General features: G+C 62.6%; 14 protein-coding genes. 8 read left to right on the top strand and 6 right to left on the bottom strand.

What is annotated here, in order from left to right; all coding sequences use genetic code 11:
• Positions 1 to 5 precede the first annotated feature (5 nt).
• Complete coding sequence (ligD, locus tag KW062_RS13510) at positions 6 to 2,471, top strand: DNA ligase D (protein WP_105755759.1); 2,466 nt, start codon at positions 6 to 8, stop codon at positions 2,469 to 2,471.
• Here ligD and lpxO read toward each other — a convergent pair.
• Positions 2,468 to 3,367: a lipid A hydroxylase LpxO gene (gene lpxO, locus KW062_RS13505; protein ID WP_105755774.1), complete on the bottom strand. Its 900-nt coding sequence runs from the start codon at positions 3,365 to 3,367 to the stop codon at positions 2,468 to 2,470. The genes ligD and lpxO overlap by 4 nt on opposite strands.
• A 303-nt stretch (positions 3,368 to 3,670) precedes the next feature.
• Here lpxO and KW062_RS13500 point away from each other — a divergent pair, with 303 nt between their 5' ends.
• The 4 genes from KW062_RS13500 to KW062_RS13485 are packed head-to-tail and all read left to right on the top strand — an operon-like array spanning position 3,671 to position 8,434.
• Positions 3,671 to 4,774, top strand: a complete 1,104-nt coding sequence (locus KW062_RS13500; protein WP_105755760.1) for an AI-2E family transporter — start codon at positions 3,671 to 3,673, stop codon at positions 4,772 to 4,774.
• A 10-nt stretch (positions 4,775 to 4,784) separates the two neighbouring features.
• On the top strand, positions 4,785 to 6,329 hold the full coding sequence (locus tag KW062_RS13495; protein WP_105755761.1) for an efflux transporter outer membrane subunit: 1,545 nt from the start codon (positions 4,785 to 4,787) through the stop codon (positions 6,327 to 6,329).
• Positions 6,322 to 7,422, top strand: coding sequence for an HlyD family secretion protein (locus KW062_RS13490; protein WP_105755762.1), 1,101 nt, complete (start codon positions 6,322 to 6,324; stop codon positions 7,420 to 7,422). The genes KW062_RS13495 and KW062_RS13490 overlap by 8 nt, the downstream gene beginning before the upstream one ends.
• Positions 7,412 to 8,434 carry a DUF2955 domain-containing protein gene (locus tag KW062_RS13485; RefSeq protein ID WP_027618399.1) on the top strand — a complete coding sequence of 341 codons (1,023 nt, stop codon included), beginning with the start codon at positions 7,412 to 7,414 and terminating at the stop codon, positions 8,432 to 8,434. The genes KW062_RS13490 and KW062_RS13485 overlap by 11 nt, the downstream gene beginning before the upstream one ends.
• 9 nt (positions 8,435 to 8,443) lie before the next feature.
• On the opposite strand, the gene KW062_RS13480 is transcribed toward KW062_RS13485, so the two are convergent.
• Complete coding sequence (locus KW062_RS13480; RefSeq protein WP_027618400.1) at positions 8,444 to 9,139, bottom strand: tRNA (adenine(22)-N(1))-methyltransferase; 696 nt, start codon at positions 9,137 to 9,139, stop codon at positions 8,444 to 8,446.
• A 197-nt stretch (positions 9,140 to 9,336) separates the two neighbouring features.
• Positions 9,337 to 10,743, bottom strand: coding sequence for a purine-cytosine permease family protein (locus KW062_RS13475; protein WP_105755764.1), 1,407 nt, complete (start codon positions 10,741 to 10,743; stop codon positions 9,337 to 9,339).
• A gap of 323 nt (positions 10,744 to 11,066) precedes the next feature.
• Between KW062_RS13475 and KW062_RS13470 the strand changes: the two genes are divergently transcribed.
• Complete coding sequence (locus KW062_RS13470) at positions 11,067 to 11,552, top strand: flavin reductase family protein (protein ID WP_105755765.1); 486 nt, start codon at positions 11,067 to 11,069, stop codon at positions 11,550 to 11,552.
• Positions 11,553 to 11,686: 134 nt separating this feature from the next.
• The gene (locus tag KW062_RS13465; RefSeq protein WP_027618403.1) at positions 11,687 to 12,730 is read left to right on the top strand and encodes an LLM class flavin-dependent oxidoreductase; all 1,044 of its coding nucleotides are present in this window, start codon (positions 11,687 to 11,689) and stop codon (positions 12,728 to 12,730) included.
• Between the two features lie 124 nt (positions 12,731 to 12,854).
• On the opposite strand, the gene KW062_RS13460 is transcribed toward KW062_RS13465, so the two are convergent.
• Both KW062_RS13460 and KW062_RS13455 read right to left on the bottom strand, forming a co-directional pair.
• Positions 12,855 to 13,676: an amino acid ABC transporter permease gene (locus KW062_RS13460; protein ID WP_027618404.1), complete on the bottom strand. Its 822-nt coding sequence runs from the start codon at positions 13,674 to 13,676 to the stop codon at positions 12,855 to 12,857.
• Positions 13,673 to 14,494, bottom strand: coding sequence for an ABC transporter substrate-binding protein (locus KW062_RS13455; RefSeq protein ID WP_105755766.1), 822 nt, complete (start codon positions 14,492 to 14,494; stop codon positions 13,673 to 13,675). Before KW062_RS13455 ends, KW062_RS13460 begins: the two co-directional genes overlap by 4 nt.
• Positions 14,495 to 14,612: 118 nt before the next feature.
• Here KW062_RS13455 and KW062_RS13450 point away from each other — a divergent pair, with 118 nt between their 5' ends.
• Positions 14,613 to 15,497, top strand: a complete 885-nt coding sequence (locus KW062_RS13450; RefSeq protein ID WP_027618406.1) for a homocysteine S-methyltransferase family protein — start codon at positions 14,613 to 14,615, stop codon at positions 15,495 to 15,497.
• Positions 15,498 to 15,645: 148 nt separating this feature from the next.
• Here the strand turns inward: KW062_RS13450 and KW062_RS13445 are convergent, their stop codons facing one another.
• The gene (locus KW062_RS13445) at positions 15,646 to 16,140 is read right to left on the bottom strand and encodes a signal peptidase II (RefSeq protein WP_105755767.1); all 495 of its coding nucleotides are present in this window, start codon (positions 16,138 to 16,140) and stop codon (positions 15,646 to 15,648) included.
• Between the last annotated feature and the right edge of the window lie 100 nt (positions 16,141 to 16,240).

Below are 16,240 nucleotides of genomic sequence, written 5' to 3'. Positions count from 1 at the left end.
AAGCCGTGAGCAAGGCCATCAGCGAGTACACGCGCAAACGCAACTTTGATATCACCTCCGAGCCTGCCGAAGCGCCGGCAGCCAAAGGCGCAAAAAAATCGCCGACGGCCCTGCGCTTCGTGATCCAGAAGCACGATGCGCGCAACCTGCACTACGACTTTCGCCTGGAACTTGCGGGCACCCTGAAAAGCTGGGCGGTGCCCAAGGGGCCGAGCCTGGACCCGAGCCAGAAACGCCTGGCGGTGCATGTCGAGGACCATCCGCTGGGCTATGCCAGTTTCGAGGGCAGCATCCCCGCCGGCCAGTACGGTGCCGGTGACGTGATCGTCTGGGATCAAGGCATCTGGCAACCCCACGATGAGCCGAAGGCCGCCTACAAGGCTGGCAAACTCAAGTTCACCCTGGTCGGTGAAAAGCTCAGCGGCGACTGGACCCTGGTCAAGACCCGCCTCAAGGGCAGCGGCGACAAGGAGCAGTGGCTGCTGATCAAGGAACAGGACGCCCAGGCCCGGCCCATCGGCGACTACGACCTGGTCAAGGAGCTGCCCGAGAGTGTCCTCAGCGATGCCAGCATCGCCGAGCGCACACCGGTAAATAAAGCCCGTAGCAAACCCGCCAAAGTGAGTACCGCGCTGCCCGAACAGTTCGCCCCGCAACTGGCGACCCTGATGGAGCAAGCGCCCGAAGGCGAGTGGAGCTACGAGATCAAGTTCGACGGCTACCGCATCCTGGCCCGAATCGACCACGGCCAAGTGCGCCTACTGACCCGCAATGGCCATGACTGGACCGAGCGCCTGCCGCGCCAGGCCAAGGCCCTTGAAGGCCTGAAGCTCGATGGCAGCTGGCTGGACGGCGAGTTGGTGGTGCTCAACGAACAGGGTCTGCCGGATTTTCAGGCGTTGCAGAACGCCTTCGACATCGGCCGAACTCTGGACATGGTCTATTTCCTGTTCGACGCGCCCTTTCTAAAGGGTGTTGACCAGCGTGAGCTGCCGGTGGAAGAGCGCCGGGCCGCGTTGAAAACCGCCCTGGGGCGTCGGCCGGGCAAGCTGCTGCGGTTTTCCGAAGCCTTCACCGCCCATCACCAGGACATCCTCGAAAGCGCTTGCACCCTGCAGCTCGAAGGAGTGATCGGCAAACGCGCCGGCAGCCCGTACGTGAGCAAGCGCAGCAGCGACTGGATCAAGCTCAAGTGCCGGCAGCGCCAGGAGTTCGTGATTGTCGGCTACACCGCGCCCAAGGGTTCGCGCAGCGGTTTTGGTGCATTGCTGCTGGCGGTCAATGGCGATGAAGGCCTGGTCTACGCCGGGCGGGTCGGTACCGGCTTCAACCAGAAGTCGCTGAAACAGTTGCATGAACAACTGCAAGCACTGGCGCGCGACGCCTCGCCGCTGGCCAAACCACTGACCAGCGCCCAGAAGCGCGGCGTGCAGTGGGTCAAGCCACAATTGGTCGGCGAAGTCGAGTTTGCCGAATGGACCAACGATGGACTGATCCGCCACGCCACCTTTATCGCCCTGCGCAGCGACAAGCCGGCCAAGGAAATCGTCCACGAACAGGCCGCATCCGCCACTCCCTCCGAGGTGGCCGGCGTGCGCATTACCCACCCCGAACGGCTGATCGATGCCAAGAGCGGCACACAGAAATGGCAGGTGGCACAGTTCTACGCCGACATCGGCGACTGGATCCTGCCCCACCTGCGCCATCGCCCGGTGTCCTTGCTGCGAGCGCCCGAGGGTGTCGGCGGCGAGCCGTTCTTCCAGAAACACGCCGAGCGCCTGGCCATCCCCAACATTAGCCACCTGCCCGCCGAGCTCGACCCTGGCCACGCGCGACTGATGGCGATCGACAACCTCCAGGCCCTGGTGGGCGCAGTGCAAATGGGCACCCTCGAATTGCACACCTGGGGCGCGACCCAGGATGCCATCGAAACCCCTGACCTGTTCGTGCTGGACCTCGACCTGGACCCGGCGCTGCCGTGGAAAAGCATGCTCGAAGCCACCCACCTGCTGCTCTCGGTGCTCGATGAGCTGGCGTTGGATGCGTACCTCAAAACCAGTGGCGGCAAGGGCATGCACCTGATCGTGCCGCTGGCGCGCAAGGAAGGCTGGGATACGGTCAAGGCGTTCGCCAAGGCCATTGCCCAGTTCATGGCCAACCAATTGCCGGAACGGTTCAGCGCCACCATGGGCCCGAAAAACCGCATCGGCAAAATCTTCATTGATTACCTGCGTAACGCCCGTGGCGCCAGCACCGTTGCGCCCTACTCGGTGCGGGCCCGCGAAGGATTGCCGGTGTCGGTGCCGATCTCCCGCGACGAACTCCATGGCCTGCGCAATGCACAACAATGGACGGTGGCTAACCTGCAGGAGCGCCTGCTGAGGCTCAAGGCCGACCCGTGGGACGGCCTGGTGCATCGCCAGCGGATCAGCGCAAAAATGTGGAAACGCCTTGGGGCGACGAAACCCTAGAGCCAGACGAGCACCGCGAGCAGGCCGCCGAAAATCGCCCACTTCTCCAGATAATAACGCGTGCGATTGCGCTTTTTCAGCGCCTTGCCCCGCAGGCGGATCTTGTACAGGCGGGCGAACGCGCGATTAATCCCGCCGGTCTTGTCGCCAGCATCGTTCGGCGCGCCGGCGGCGGCCATTACGTTGCGGCTGAACCAACCATTGAACGCCGCCGCCCAGCGATACTTCAGCGGGCGCTCAACGTCGCAGAACAGGATGATGCGGTTCTGCTGCGTGGTGTTTTGCGCGTAATGGATATAGGTCTCGTCGAACATCACCGGCTCGCCGTCGCGCCAGTGATAGCGCTCGCCGTCAACCTCGATGTAGCAACCAGGGTCGTTGGGGGTGTCCAGACCCAGGTGATAGCGATAAGAGCCGGCATAAGGGTCGCGGTGGCGTACCAGTTTCGAGCCCGGCGGCAGCTCGGCAAACATCGCCGCCTTGATCGAACCAATGCCCTGCACCAATTCGGTGGTACGCGGGCACAGCTTGGTCGCCGAAGGGTGGCTGTCGCCATACCACTTCAAATAGAAGCGCTTCCAGCCGGTCTTGAAGAACGAATTGAAACCAACGTCGTTGTAGTCATCCGAGCGCTTGATTTCCCCGGCCTTGAGCAGGTTCTGCCCCTCTTCGCGGATGATCTCCCAGTTGGCCTGCAGCGGACTCAGGTCGGGAAAGTCCTTGGGGTCGAGGAACGGCCGGTTGGGCAATTTTGAGAACAGGTAGAGGAAGCTGTTAATGGGCGCGAGAAAGGTCGAATGATCGCTCAACTGCCGTCCCAGTGTGTGCCGGACCCGGCCACGCAGGTGCACATAGGCGATGGATAGAACGTAGAGGGAGACAATTATCAGTTTCACGAACAAGGGCCACATGTCAGGACAATACGGGCTGCGCGACGCAACATCGGTCGGCATTTTAGTCACATTTGGTAACCCAGGGACAACCGACCTTAGTGGACAGCCCTTGGGTTTCGGTAATCGCCGCGCAACCACGCCCATTAATGACAATTATTGATTCGCCGTCGCCCGCCTTCGCCCCTCAAATGTCGCCCCCGTCCTTCCCTATAAAGACGCCAGCAGGTTTCCCCTCCACTGCTGGATGAGCGTCTATGCTGGATTTACCTATTTCATGCCGTGGCCAATCGCTACCGGAGGCAATCCGTGATCCCCTCTACCCTCTTGGACCGAAGCTTTTCCCGGGAAATGCTCGATGTACTGATTCGCGCGGGCATTCTCGCGGTCATGGTGCTGTTCTGCTTCGAGATTTTCCGCCCCTTCCTCAATCTGATGCTGTGGGCGGTGATTCTCGCCATCACCCTCTATCCCCTGCATGGCCGTCTCGCACGCAAGCTGGGCACCCGCAGCGGCCACACCGCGACCCTGATGATCCTGATTGCAGTGGCCATTCTGATGGTCCCGGTCTATCTGTTGGGGACTTCACTGGTGGGCTCGGTGGAAAGCGCCATGGCCATTATCAAATCGGACAGCGTGCACATCCCGCCACCGCCCGAAGCGCTGGCCAACTGGCCGCTGATCGGCAAATCGCTGAACAGCCTGTGGGCCCAGGCCGCCGACAACCTGCCGGACCTGGTGCAGAAGTACATTCCCGAAATCAAGCAATTCAGCCTCTCGGTGCTGAGCAAACTGGCCGGGGCCGGCATGGGTTTCCTGGTGTTCATCTTCGCCCTGATCATCGCCGGGATCGTCATGGCCTGGGGCGAAAGCGGCAGCCGCAGCGCCGTGGCGATCGTTTCGCGGATTAGCGGCCCGGCTCGCGGCCCCTCCATCACCGAACTGTGCACCGCAACCATTCGCGCGGTGGCCCTGGGGGTGATCGGTATTGCCTTCATCCAGATGCTGCTGGTGGGCGCTGGCTTCGTGCTGATGGGCATTCCCGCTGCCGGCCTGCTGGCCATGGCGGTCCTGTTGCTGGGCATCATGCAGTTGCCGGTGACCCTGATTACCCTGCCGGTGATCATCTTCGTGTTCTTCACGGAGGGCGCGAGTACCGCCACCGTCATCTTCGCCATTTATGTGTTTATCGCCGGCCTGGTGGACAACGTGCTCAAGCCGCTGCTGCTGGGCCGTGGGGTCAACGTGCCGATGCCGGTGGTGCTGATCGGCGCCCTCGGCGGCATGGTCTCCAACGGCATCATCGGCCTGTTCATCGGCCCGGTGATCCTTGCCGTGGCGTATCAAGTGTTCTGGCAGTGGGTCAAGGATCAACCGCCCGTCCCTGCACTGGACGAGCAACGACCGCTCTGACGCGCCTGCCATGGTGACATTCAGACAGGCGCAACACTTGCTGTTGCTGGGTATTCTGGGGCTGGGCGGCTGCGTGCGCCTGGGCCCGGACTTCCAGTCGCCCGCCGAACCCTGGACCCGGCAATGGAACAGCGCCGCCCTAGAGCACGCCAGCCAGCGCGGCGACAATCCAGACCTGCGTCAATGGTGGCGGATCTTCGACGACCCGCTGCTGGACCGCCTGATCGCCCAGGCCGACGCCTATAACTCAAGCCTGAAAATCGCCGGCCTGCGGGTCATGGAGGCCCGTGCCCAACTGGGCATTGCGCAAAGCGGGCGCTACCCGCAACTGCAACAGGCCAGCGCCGACACCCTGTACGTCAACCGCGACCAGGCCGGCGGGCGCAATCCGCAAAGCAGCGGATTCTGGCAATACAGTGCCGGCTTCGACATCGGCTGGGAAATGGATTTCTGGGGCCGTTTCAGTCGCGCCATCGAATCCTCGGACGCCAGCTACTTCGCCGCCCAGGCCAACTACGAAGACGTGCTGGTGCTGCTGCGTTCACAGGTTGCCGACACCTACTACGCCCTGCGCACCACCGAAGCGCGCTTGCGGGTGGCGCGGGAAAACGCCGTGCAACAGCAGCGCAGTTTTGAAATCACCGAGAAACTGTTCAACAGCGGCCAGACCGCCGAACTCGACGTGCAACAGGCGAAAACCCAGTACCTGGGCACCTTGAGCAACATCCCCAGCCTTGAAGACCAGGCGGCGCGGACCCGCAACGCGCTGGCGATCCTGATCGGCCAGGCCCCCGGACCGATGCCGCTGCTGCAGGAAAACACCGGCCTGATCCCGCTGATTGACCGTGCAGTGCTGCAAGACGTGCCCGCCGAGTTGCTGCTGCGCCGCCCGGATGTGCGCGCCGCCGAACTGAATGTCGCCGCGCAGTCGGCGCTGATCGGGGTTGCCGAGGCTGACTTCTACCCGTCCCTGAGCTTGCTCGGCAGCATCGTCTGGTCGGCCAATTCGGTCGGCGGTACGTCCAACAGCCTGGACGTCGTGGGCGGTCCGAGCCTGCGCTGGAATATTTTCGACCATGGCCGAATCAGCAATAACGTGCGGGTCCAGGATGCGCGCCTGCAGCAGTTGATCGAAGCCTATCGCGACAAGGTACGCCAGGCCGCGCGCGAAGCCGACGATGCCGCCACCGGCCTGACCAAGGCCCTGGAGCGCGAACGCATTCTGCGCGACGCCGCGTTTGCCGCCCAGCGCTCGCTGGTTCTGGCCAACACCCAATACCGCGAGGGCTATTCCGATTTCCAGCGGGTGCTCGACGCGCAAAGTGCATTGCTCGCCCAGCAGGATAATTACCTGCTCAGCCGCAGCAGCGCGGTGAGCAACCTGATCGCCCTGTACCGCGCCCTCGGCGGCGGCTGGTACAGCGCCCAGGCGCGGGTCGATCCGGCGACCAAACACTTGATGGAACAACGCAGCGACTGGGGCGACCTGCTGCAGGAACCTGACGCCGGCCTACCCGCCTCGCCCCCAGAATCCAAGGTAGATAAGCATGAGTGAAGTCCCGTCAGCCGCCGCACCGGTGAACAAGAGCATCAAGTGGGTGCTGTTGGTGATTGTCCTGAGTCTGGCCTGGTACCTGCTGGCCGACCGTTTCACCCCCTACACCCAACAGGCGCGGGTCGGCGCCTTTGTGATTCCGGTCGCCTCGGAAGTGGCCGGCCGGGTGATCAAGGTCAACGTGCGCAACAACCAGGACGTCAAGGCCGGCGACGTGTTGTTCGAAGTCGATCCGCAGCCCTACCAGATCGCCGTCGACCGCGCCCGTGCCGACCTCGAATCAACCCGCCGGCAAATCGGTGCCAGCACCGCCGGGATCGCCTCGGCCCAGGCTAACCTGCGCGCGGCCCAGGCCAATGAACTGAAGACACGCCAGGACAATCAGCGCCTGGAAGGTCTGTACCGCGAGGACCGCGGGACCATCTCCGTGCGCCTGCTGGAGGTTTCGCGGGCCAATTACCAACAAGCCCTGAGCCAGGTGGCGGCGGCACAAGCCGAAGTGCAGCGCGCCCGTGAGCAGGAAGGCGGTAGCGAGGAAGACAACGCGCTGTTGCGCAGCGCTGCCAGTGCCTTGTCGAAAGCCGAACTGGACCTGGCCAATACCCGGGTCCACGCGCGTTCGGCGGGGCTGATCACTGATTTGCGCACCGACACCGGGCAATTCGCCGGCGCGGGCTCGCCGGTGATGACCCTGATTGCGATCCACGATGTCTGGATCAGCGCCGACATGACCGAAAACAACCTCGGCCTGGTCAAGCCCGACACGCCGATTTCGATTGTTCTCGATGCCCTGCCCGGCCAGGTCTTCGGCGGCCGCGTGCGCAGTGTCGGCTATGGCGTCAGCGTCGGCCAGCCGACTTCTCCCGGCACCCTGCCAACGGTGCAGAACAGCCGCGACTGGCTGCGTCCGGCGCAACGCTTTCCGGTGATCATCGAGTTCGATCAGGCGGCCCTGGCCGAACTGCGCGACAACGGCGGCATCCGTGCCGGCGGCCAGGCCGAGGTGATGGCCTTCCCCTCTGAAGGCAACCTGCTTAATCCCCTCGGGCGGGTGTTTCTGCGCCTGATGAGTTGGCTGTCCTATGCCTACTGAGCGCTCGCCGCAGGCCCAGCGCGCCCTGCGCCTGGCCAGCGGCACCGCGCTGTGCCTGGCGACCAGCTTTGGCCTCGGCCTGCCGATTCCATTCCTCGCGCCAGTGTTGGCGGTGTTGCTGCTGACCGCGCTGAACCAACCGCTGAAACTCAAGGCCGGCATCGGCCTGGCGCTGATCGCCATGCTCACCACCGGCATCGGCCTGCTGCTGATTCCACTGCTGCGCTACTACGCGTTCAGCGCCGTGTTGTTGGTGGGCGTTGGGCTGTTCGTGGTGTTTCGCATGGGCCTGCGCGGCGCCAACAACCTGATTGTGACCTTCCTGATCATCGGCCTGACCATGATCTCCGCTGCCGGCGTCGCCGACTTCGGCCTGGCGGTGATGGTGATCAATGCACTGGTACGCGGCCTGTTTCTCGCGGTGCTGATGGTCGGCGTCAGTCACTGGCTGTTTCCCGAACCCGGCAACGCCCCGACCCCGGCGGCTGCGGCGCTGCTGTCGGCCAGCGAAGTCACGCGGATCGCCCTGCGCGCCACGCTGATCGTGCTGCCGGCTTTCCTCCTGGCGCTGCTCGACCCGGCCAGCTACCTGCCGATCATCCTCAAGGCGGTCAGCCTCGGCCAGCAAAGCTCCACCACCGGCACCCGGCATGCCGGGCGTGAACTGCTCGGCTCGACCCTGCTCGGCGGTCTTCTTGCCGTGCTGTTCTGGGGCGCGCTGAGTCTGTTTGTGCATCTGTGGATGTTTTTTTTATGGATGCTGCTGTTTGGTTTGTGGGTCGGGCGCAAGCTCTATCGTCTGACCCCGACCCGGCTCAGCCCGGGGTTCTGGCTCAACACGCTGGTGACCATGATCATCCTGCTCGGCCAGTCGGTGCAGGACAGCGCCGCCGGCAAGGACGTGCAGACCGCCTTCGCGGTGCGCATGGGGCTGTTTATCCTGGTGACGCTGTATGCCTGCCTGATGGTGCAAGTGCTGGATCAGCGCAGTAGTCGGCGGGCGATGGCCTGACGGGCTTGGTCAGCCGAGCAGTTCGGTGATCCAGCGCACCTGCCGCTGCAGATCCTCGAGCTTGACCTCGGGCACCGCCTGCCGCGCCCGGGCGAACTGGTCGAGGGTCTTGTGCCGTTCGCGCAGCAGGCGTTGCCACTTGGCCAGGAAGGCCGGGCTGCGGGCCTGCAGTTGCAGGGGGCCGAAGTACAGTTGCTCGGGGCTGTACTGCACCGGGCCGCTGCGCTCGGCGACGATGATCTCGTAATAGAAGCGGTTTTCCCGCAGCACTTCCTCGAAGACAATGCGGTAGCCGTTTTCCATCAGCCATTGGCGCAGAGGTTGTTCACCGCCGTTGGGCTGCAGGATCAGCCGCTCCGTACCGCTCAGGCGATCCTTGCCAGCGTCGAGGATGTCACGGATGGTCTCGCCACCCATGCCGCACAGACTGATGGCGTCGATCCGGTCCTGTGCCTCGATGGCCGCCAGGCCGCTGGCCAGGCGCACGCTGATCGCGTGCTGCAGATCGTTTTCACGCACGCAGCGCTCGGCAGCGCGAAACGGCGTCAACGCCACCTCCCCCGCTACCGCTGCAGTAATCCGGCCACGGCGCAGCAGGGCCACCGGCAGATAACCGTGATCCGAGCCGATATCGGCCAACCGCGCGCCCACCGGCACCTGCGCCGCGACGCGTTCCAGGCGTTGGGACAATGTCTGTTCGTTCAATGGCAACGCCTATTCAGCAACAACCTCCGGCACCCACCGCCGGATCGGGGGCGCGATTGTGTCGGGCTGCGGCGATATCTGCAATCACCGCAGATTAATCCCGTGTAGGCGCTGGCTTGTCGGAACGCCGCCCGAAGCCGGCTCGCTCCTGAAGTGGATCTGCGAGGCATGCAGATTTTGCGATCGACCACCTCACCTCAATCAGCAAACCTCAGCCGCGCCACCCGACCAGCACGCCCCCGCCTCCGCGTCGCCAGGCAGTAATAAAGCGGACAAGTCACCAACAACCCCACCAGCCAGGACAGATCCGCGCCCTCCACCAGATTGGCGTAAGGCCCGACGTACAGCGAGGTATTGGCAAACGGCAGCTGCACCATGATCCCGATGAAGTACGCGACAATCGCATGCAGATTGAAGCGTCCGTAAATCCCGCCATCGGCGCGGAAGATCGAGGCGATGTCGTAATGGCCGCGCTTGATCACATAGAAGTCGATCAGGTTGATCGACGCCCAGGGCACCAGCACCAGCAACAGCGCCAGAATCAGGCCGATGAACTGCGCGATGAAGTCCGCCGAGGCGCCCAGCGCCACCAGGCAGCAGCCCGCCAGCACCAGGCTCGACAACACTACCCGCACCTTGATGCTCGGGGTCCATTGACTGGCGAAGGTCTGGATCGAGGTGATGATCGAGAGCACCGCGCCGTATAGGTTCAAAGCGTTGTGGCTGATGATGTTGAGCAGGAACAGAACCATCAGGATCGGTCCCAGCCAGCCGGTGGACTGCTTGACCGCCGTCATCGCCTCGGTGCCTTGCGGGGTCGCCAGCACCGCCACCGCGCCGAAGCTGAAGGACAGAATGGTGCCCAGAGTCGCGCCCAGGTAGGTGGCGAAAAACGGCCGGGTGATGCCGATGTCGGCCGGCAGGTACCGCGAATAATCCGAGACATAGGGCGAGAAGCTGATCTGCCAGATGATCCCCAGCGACACCGTGGCCAACCAACCCGACAGGTTAAAACCACCACGGGTAAAGAAGTCGGCCGGCAGTTCATGGGCAAAGATGTAGAGGAAGCCGGCCAGCAGCGCGCTGCCCATGACCCAGGTGCCAATCCGATTCAGGGTATGGATGAACCGATAGCCAATCACTCCGATGGCCGTGGCGCTGAGGGCGCCGATCAGAATGCTTGCCGGCACCGGCACCGAAGGCGCGATGCCGACGATCGACTTGCCCGCCAGGACGATGTTGGAGATGAAGAAGCCGACGTAGATCAGTGCCGCGAAGAACACGATCAACAGCGCGCCGTAACGACCGAACTGGGCGCGACTCTGCACCATCTGCGCAATCCCCATGCGCGGCCCCTGGGCGGAAGCCAGGGCAATCACCAGGCCGCCGACCATATGCCCGAGGACAATCGCCAGCAGGCCCCACCACAGGTCCAGATGGAACACCTGGATCACCATCGCACCGGTGACGATCGGCAGTGGCGCGATGTTGGTGCTGAACCATAGGGTAAAGAGATCGCGGGCCTTCCCATGGCGCTCTGCGAGAGGAACGTAGTCGACCGTGCGGTTCTCGATCAACGGATCTTGCCGGGACATCTGGGACATATGCATGAACTCGAGTTTGTCTGTTCTTATCGTTGTACGAAGCCAAACCGGGGGGACTCTGTGGCCGCCCCTCAGATGCGAGCCATATTATGGTATTCCAAACTTTTCACAAGACTGCTCCGGTGTTGAAAAGCCCATCTGATCTGCAATCCAGGGCGCTGCAGATCCTTGTCGATTCGCTGCAAGCCCCGTAAACATTGAGCCGAACCAAAATAGGCTACGTTTATCGGATCAGCCAAAAAGACCTTGCATAAGATGTATTACGGTATACCATCAGACCTACAAGCACATAAAAATCACGCTTTTCCCTTGAGGACCGTCCAATGATCGATGCCGCCATCTACAAACAAGTCATGGGCTCGTTCCCGTCCGGCGTGACCGTCATTACCACCCTGGATGACGACGGCCAGATCGTCGGCCTGACCGCCAGCGCCTTCAGCTCGTTGTCGATGGACCCGGCCCTGGTGCTGTTCTGCCCCAACTACAGCTCCGACTCCTATCCCGTGTTGATCAAGAACAAGCGCTTCGCCATCCACGTCCTTTCCGGCGGCCAGCAAAACGAAGCCTATGCCTTCGCACGCAAGGGCAAGGACAAGGCCCAGGGCATCGAGTGGACGCTGAGCGAACTGGGCAACCCGATCCTGGCCAACGCAACGGCGGTCATCGAATGTGAATTGTGGCGCGAATACGAAGGCGGCGATCACGCGATCATGGTCGGCGCCGTAAAGAACCTCATTGTCCCGCAACAGACCGCCGCCCCACTGGTGTATTGCCACGGCAAGATGGGGGCGCTGCCGGTTCCGGCGTGATCTCCGGTATTGCGCTCCCACAGGTTGCTCACTGACCAGAGAGAAATATTTGAACCTGTTTCGTATTATGGTATACCAATAACCAACAGCCTCGCAGTCGATGGGGCGACCACAAGAGATCCGAGGTAAGCGTCATGAAATTTTCCCTGTTCGTACACATGGAACGTTGGGACGAAAGCGTCAGCCACCGCCAGCTGTTCGAAGACCTGACCGAGCTGACGCTGATGGCCGAAGCCGGTGGTTTCAACACGGTGTGGATCGGCGAACACCACGCCATGGAATACACCATTTCGCCCAGCCCGATGCCACTGCTGGCTTATCTCGCGGCCAAAACCACCACTATCCACCTCGGCGCCGGCACCATCATCGCGCCGTTCTGGCACCCGTTGCGGGTCGCCGGTGAGTGCGCCTTGCTCGACGTGATCAGCAACGGTCGGATGGAAGTCGGTCTGGCCCGTGGCGCTTACCAGGTCGAGTTCGACCGCATGGCCGGCGGCATGCCTGCCTCCAGCGGTGGCCAGGCCCTGCGAGAAATGGTCCCGGTGGTCCGCGCCCTGTGGCAAGGCGATTACGCCCATGACGGCGACATCTGGAAATTCCCCACCTCCACCAGCGTGCCCAAGCCGATCCAGCAGCCGAACCCGCCGATGTGGATCGCCGCCCGTGACCCGGATTCGCACAACTTCGCCGTGGCCAACGGTTGCAATGTCATGGTCACGCCGCTGATGAAGGGCGACGAAGAAGTCCTCGACCTGAAGAACAAATTCCAGGCCGCCCTCGACAACAACCCGGACGTGCCGCGCCCACAACTGATGGTGCTGCGTCACACCCACGTGCACACCGCCGAAGACCGCGAAGGCTGGAAAGTCGGGGCGCGGGCAATCGCGAAGTTCTACCGCACCTTCGATGCCTGGTTCGGCAATAAGGTGACCCCGGTCAACGGCTTCCTCGACCCAAGCCCGGAAGAGAAATTCGCCGGCCGCCCGGAGTTCGAACTGGACAGCCTGCACAAGACGGCAATGATCGGCACCCCGGAAGAAATCATTCCGCGCATCCAGTACTACCAGGAACTGGGTGTCGACGAGTTCAGCTTCTGGTGCGACAACAGCCTGCCCCACGCGGAAAAGAAAAAGTCCCTGGAGCTGTTCATCAAGCACGTGGTCCCAGCGTTCCGCTAAGCCCCTCGCCCCGCTGCTCCCCGGCCTCTGTGCCGGGGATTCACCGCCGTTTCCAGCAGGCGTCCACGGGCGCTAGTCCGGCAACAATGCGCACACCGCCTGCAGTACCGCAGCTTACTCGTCCCTAACGCTGATAGGCCTTGCCAAAGCGCCTTTCCAGCCGGGCCTGGATCAGTTCCAGGGAGATCGACAGCACCCAGTAGATCACCGCGGCGGTGGTCAGCATTTCCAGGTAGCGGTAGCTGGAACGGCCATAGGATTGGGCAAGGAACATCACTTCCCAGACGCCCATCACCGAGATCAGGGAGGAGTCCTTGAGCATCGAGATGGCCTGGTTGGCGGTCGGCGGAATGATCACCCGCATCGCTTGCGGCAGGATGATGTGGAAGAGAATCTGTCGCGGGCGCATGCCCAGCGCCAGCGCCGCTTCGCTCTGGCCGCGGGCGACGCCGAGCAGGCCAGCGCGGAAGATTTCGCTGAGGTAGGCGCCGTAGTTCAGCGACAGGGCGATGATCCCGGCGCTGATCGCCCCCGGCACCAGGCCCAACTGCGGCAGGCCGAGGTAGATCAGCAGGATCTGAATCAGCAGCGGCGTGCCACGAAAGAACGAGGTGTAGAAGCTGGCGATCCCCACCAGCACCGCGCTACTGGACAGTCGGGCCAATGCCGCGGCAAACCCCAGCAGCACCGACACCAGCATCGAACACAGGCACAGGAACAACGTCAGCGCCGCGCCCTGCAGGAAGCCGTTGGGTCCGAGTTTGAAACCGGCCAGGTAGGGGAACTTCTCGACGATGATCGAGAACTTCAAATCGAAGCTGAGGAAGAACGCGACGAACATCACGAACAGCCCCAGCCAGGTCAGGTACAGGCGCACGCGAAAGCCGGGCAGGCGCGAACCCGTCGATGCGACGACGGGTTTCAGAGGGGGTTGGGGAGCACTCATTTGCTGATGTCGGCGCCGATCCATTTCTGCGACAGCTTGGCCAGGGTGCCGTCAGCCTTCAGCTCGGCGAATACCTGGCGGACTTTCGCGTCCCACTCTGGATCGCCCTTTTCGATGGCCACCGAGTTAGGCTCTTCATAGAGCGCGGGACCGGCCAGCTTGAAGCGCTGGTCCTGGTTGAGGCGTGGTTGCGCGGTCACCAGGTTGGTGAGGATCGCGTCCAGGCGCACACCGGCGCCGAGGCCGAGGTCCTGGAAGGCGACGTTGTCGGTGTCATAGGGGGCGATCTGTACCGCGTCGAAGGGGTAGTCGATCTTCTGCTCTTCGGCGCCTTCGATCACCAGGTTCTTATTCAGGTAGCTCTCATAGCTGGAGGCGCTGGTGAGGCCGACCTTGAGGTTATTCAAGTCCTTGGCCGAATGGATGCGCTCATCCTTGGCGTTGACCACGATCACCGCCGGCGATGCGTAGTACTCCACCGGGAAATCGAACACTTCGGCCCGCGCCTTGCTCGGGGTCATCGAGCAGATGCAAATATCGTAGCGACCGCTCCAGCGACCGGCGGCGATTACGTCCCACGAAGGAGTCTCCAGACGCAGCTTGACGCCCAGCTTCTCGGCGACCGCCTTGGCCACGTCGACGTCAAAACCGTCGAGCTGGTTTTGCTCATTGAGGAAAGAGAACGGCGGATAGCTCTCCATCAGCACGTTGACCACTTCCTTACGAGATTCGACGCGATCAAGGGTGGCACCGGCGAAGGCTTGAGACGCTGCAGCGAGTACGACAAGACCCGCGCCCAACAAGGAAGGTAAACGCATGCAAATACCTGAAAATTATTTGAAATTTAATTCAAGGTATTTAATAGTTATAAGCAGTAAGAACAAAGTGAATTTTGTTCATAAGAACCTTCGAAAAAGATATATGGGAGCGTGACCGATGGTGATTCTCGATGGCGGCATGGGCCGCGAATTGCAGCGCAGCGGCGCCCCCTTTCGCCAGCCCGAGTGGTCGGCGCTGGCCCTCAGCGAAGCGCCGGACAAAGTGATTGGCGTGCATGCCGCGTTTATCGCCGCCGGGGCCCAGGTGATCACCAGCAACAGCTACGCGGTGGTGCCCTTCCATATTGGTGAAGAGCGTTTTGCCCGCGAAGGCCTGGCGCTCGCGGCCACCGCCGGGCAACTGGCGCGCACGGCGGCGGACGCTGCCCCTCAACCGGTCAAGGTCGCCGGTTCGCTGCCGCCGTTGTTCGGTTCCTACCGTCCGGATCTGTTCCAGCCGGAGCGGGTCGCGGAACTCCTCACACCGCTGCTGCAAGGCCTGGCACCCCATGTCGACCTGTGGCTGGCGGAAACCCAAAGCTCGATCGCCGAGGTACAGGCCATCCATGCCCTGCTGCCGGCGGATGGCAAGCCGTTTTGGGTGTCCTTCACCCTGCGTGACGAAGAGGTCGACGAAACCCCGCGCCTGCGCTCCGGCGAGCCGGTGGCCGAGGCCATCGAAGCGGTCGCCAAACTGGGTGTGGCGGCGGTGCTGTTCAACTGCAGCCAGCCGGAAGTGATCGGCGACGCGGTGGACGTCGCGCAGTCGGTCATCCGCCGCCTGGGCCAGGACATCGCCATCGGCGCCTACGCCAACGCCTTCCCGCCGCAACCCAAGGAAGCCAAGGCCAACGACGGTCTCGACGAACTGCGCGCCGACCTCGACCCTGCCGGTTACCTGGTATGGGCCCGCGACTGGCAGCAACGCGGCCTGAGCATGATCGGCGGCTGCTGCGGCATCGGCCCGGAGCATATTGCCGAGTTGAAGCGGAATCTGGGTTAGTACACCGGCACATTCAACCTCTTTGTTGACTGACACACCGCTTTAGCCAGCAGGCTGGCTCCCACAGAATTTGTGGTCGACCACAATACTTGTGGTCGCTGCAAAACCTTGTGGGAGCGAGCCTGCTCGCGATATCGAGGTGTCAGTTCTACCCCCGCCCCTTCCTGATCTCCGCCAGCAACAACACCCCCGCCCCGACCATGATCGCGATATCGGCAATGTTGAACACCCCGGTGTGCAGCGGCCCGAGGTTCAGCACCAGGTAATCCACCACATGCCCCTGGCGAAACACTCGGTCGATCAGGTTCGACACGCCGCCCAAGGCAATCAAATACATCGCTGCCGCCTTGACCGGAGTGGTCACCCAGCGCGCAAGCGACCACCCTGCGGCCCAGACGACCACGGCGCCCACACCAACAATGAAAATCAGCTGCTTGACCTGCGGATCCAGCCCCGCACCCAGGCTGAGGAAGGCCCCCGGATTCAGGCTCAAGGCAACGTCCAGCCAGGCAAACTCACTGCCAAAGCGGAAACTCTCGGCGGACAATTTGACCAGCGCCTGCACCTTGACCCACTGATCGAACACGATAAACAGCACACCGATCAACACGGCAAATAGCCGACTTTTCAACACAACTGACATGAACAATCCTTTCATTCATCGATGGCGGGAACAGCGCGTCGCGCACGATATCGCGGCCCGCTGACAGGGTCCAGCGGCAAGTCCGTGGCGCGTGAGCCGA

It is taken from the genome of Pseudomonas fluorescens, assembly GCF_019212185.1.
In the GTDB taxonomy this organism is placed as follows: domain Bacteria; phylum Pseudomonadota; class Gammaproteobacteria; order Pseudomonadales; family Pseudomonadaceae; genus Aquipseudomonas.
This window is presented reverse-complemented; position numbering and strand designations above follow the sequence as displayed.

What these genes read in the sequence shown, in the direction of transcription:
- KW062_RS13470 (WP_105755765.1), top strand. Translation starts at nt 11,067, where the DNA reads ATGATCGATGCCGCCATCTACAAACAAGTCATGGGCTCGTTCCCGTCC.
- KW062_RS13450 (WP_027618406.1), top strand. Translation starts at nt 14,613, where the DNA reads ATGGTGATTCTCGATGGCGGCATGGGCCGCGAATTGCAGCGCAGCGGC.
- KW062_RS13455 (WP_105755766.1), bottom strand. Translation starts at nt 14,494, where the DNA reads ATGCGTTTACCTTCCTTGTTGGGCGCGGGTCTTGTCGTACTCGCTGCA.
- KW062_RS13485 (WP_027618399.1), top strand. Translation starts at nt 7,412, where the DNA reads ATGCCTACTGAGCGCTCGCCGCAGGCCCAGCGCGCCCTGCGCCTGGCC.
- KW062_RS13465 (WP_027618403.1), top strand. Translation starts at nt 11,687, where the DNA reads ATGAAATTTTCCCTGTTCGTACACATGGAACGTTGGGACGAAAGCGTC.
- KW062_RS13460 (WP_027618404.1), bottom strand. Translation starts at nt 13,676, where the DNA reads ATGAGTGCTCCCCAACCCCCTCTGAAACCCGTCGTCGCATCGACGGGT.
- KW062_RS13475 (WP_105755764.1), bottom strand. Translation starts at nt 10,743, where the DNA reads ATGTCCCAGATGTCCCGGCAAGATCCGTTGATCGAGAACCGCACGGTC.
- KW062_RS13490 (WP_105755762.1), top strand. Translation starts at nt 6,322, where the DNA reads ATGAGTGAAGTCCCGTCAGCCGCCGCACCGGTGAACAAGAGCATCAAG.
- KW062_RS13445 (WP_105755767.1), bottom strand. Translation starts at nt 16,140, where the DNA reads ATGTCAGTTGTGTTGAAAAGTCGGCTATTTGCCGTGTTGATCGGTGTG.
- KW062_RS13495 (WP_105755761.1), top strand. Translation starts at nt 4,785, where the DNA reads ATGGTGACATTCAGACAGGCGCAACACTTGCTGTTGCTGGGTATTCTG.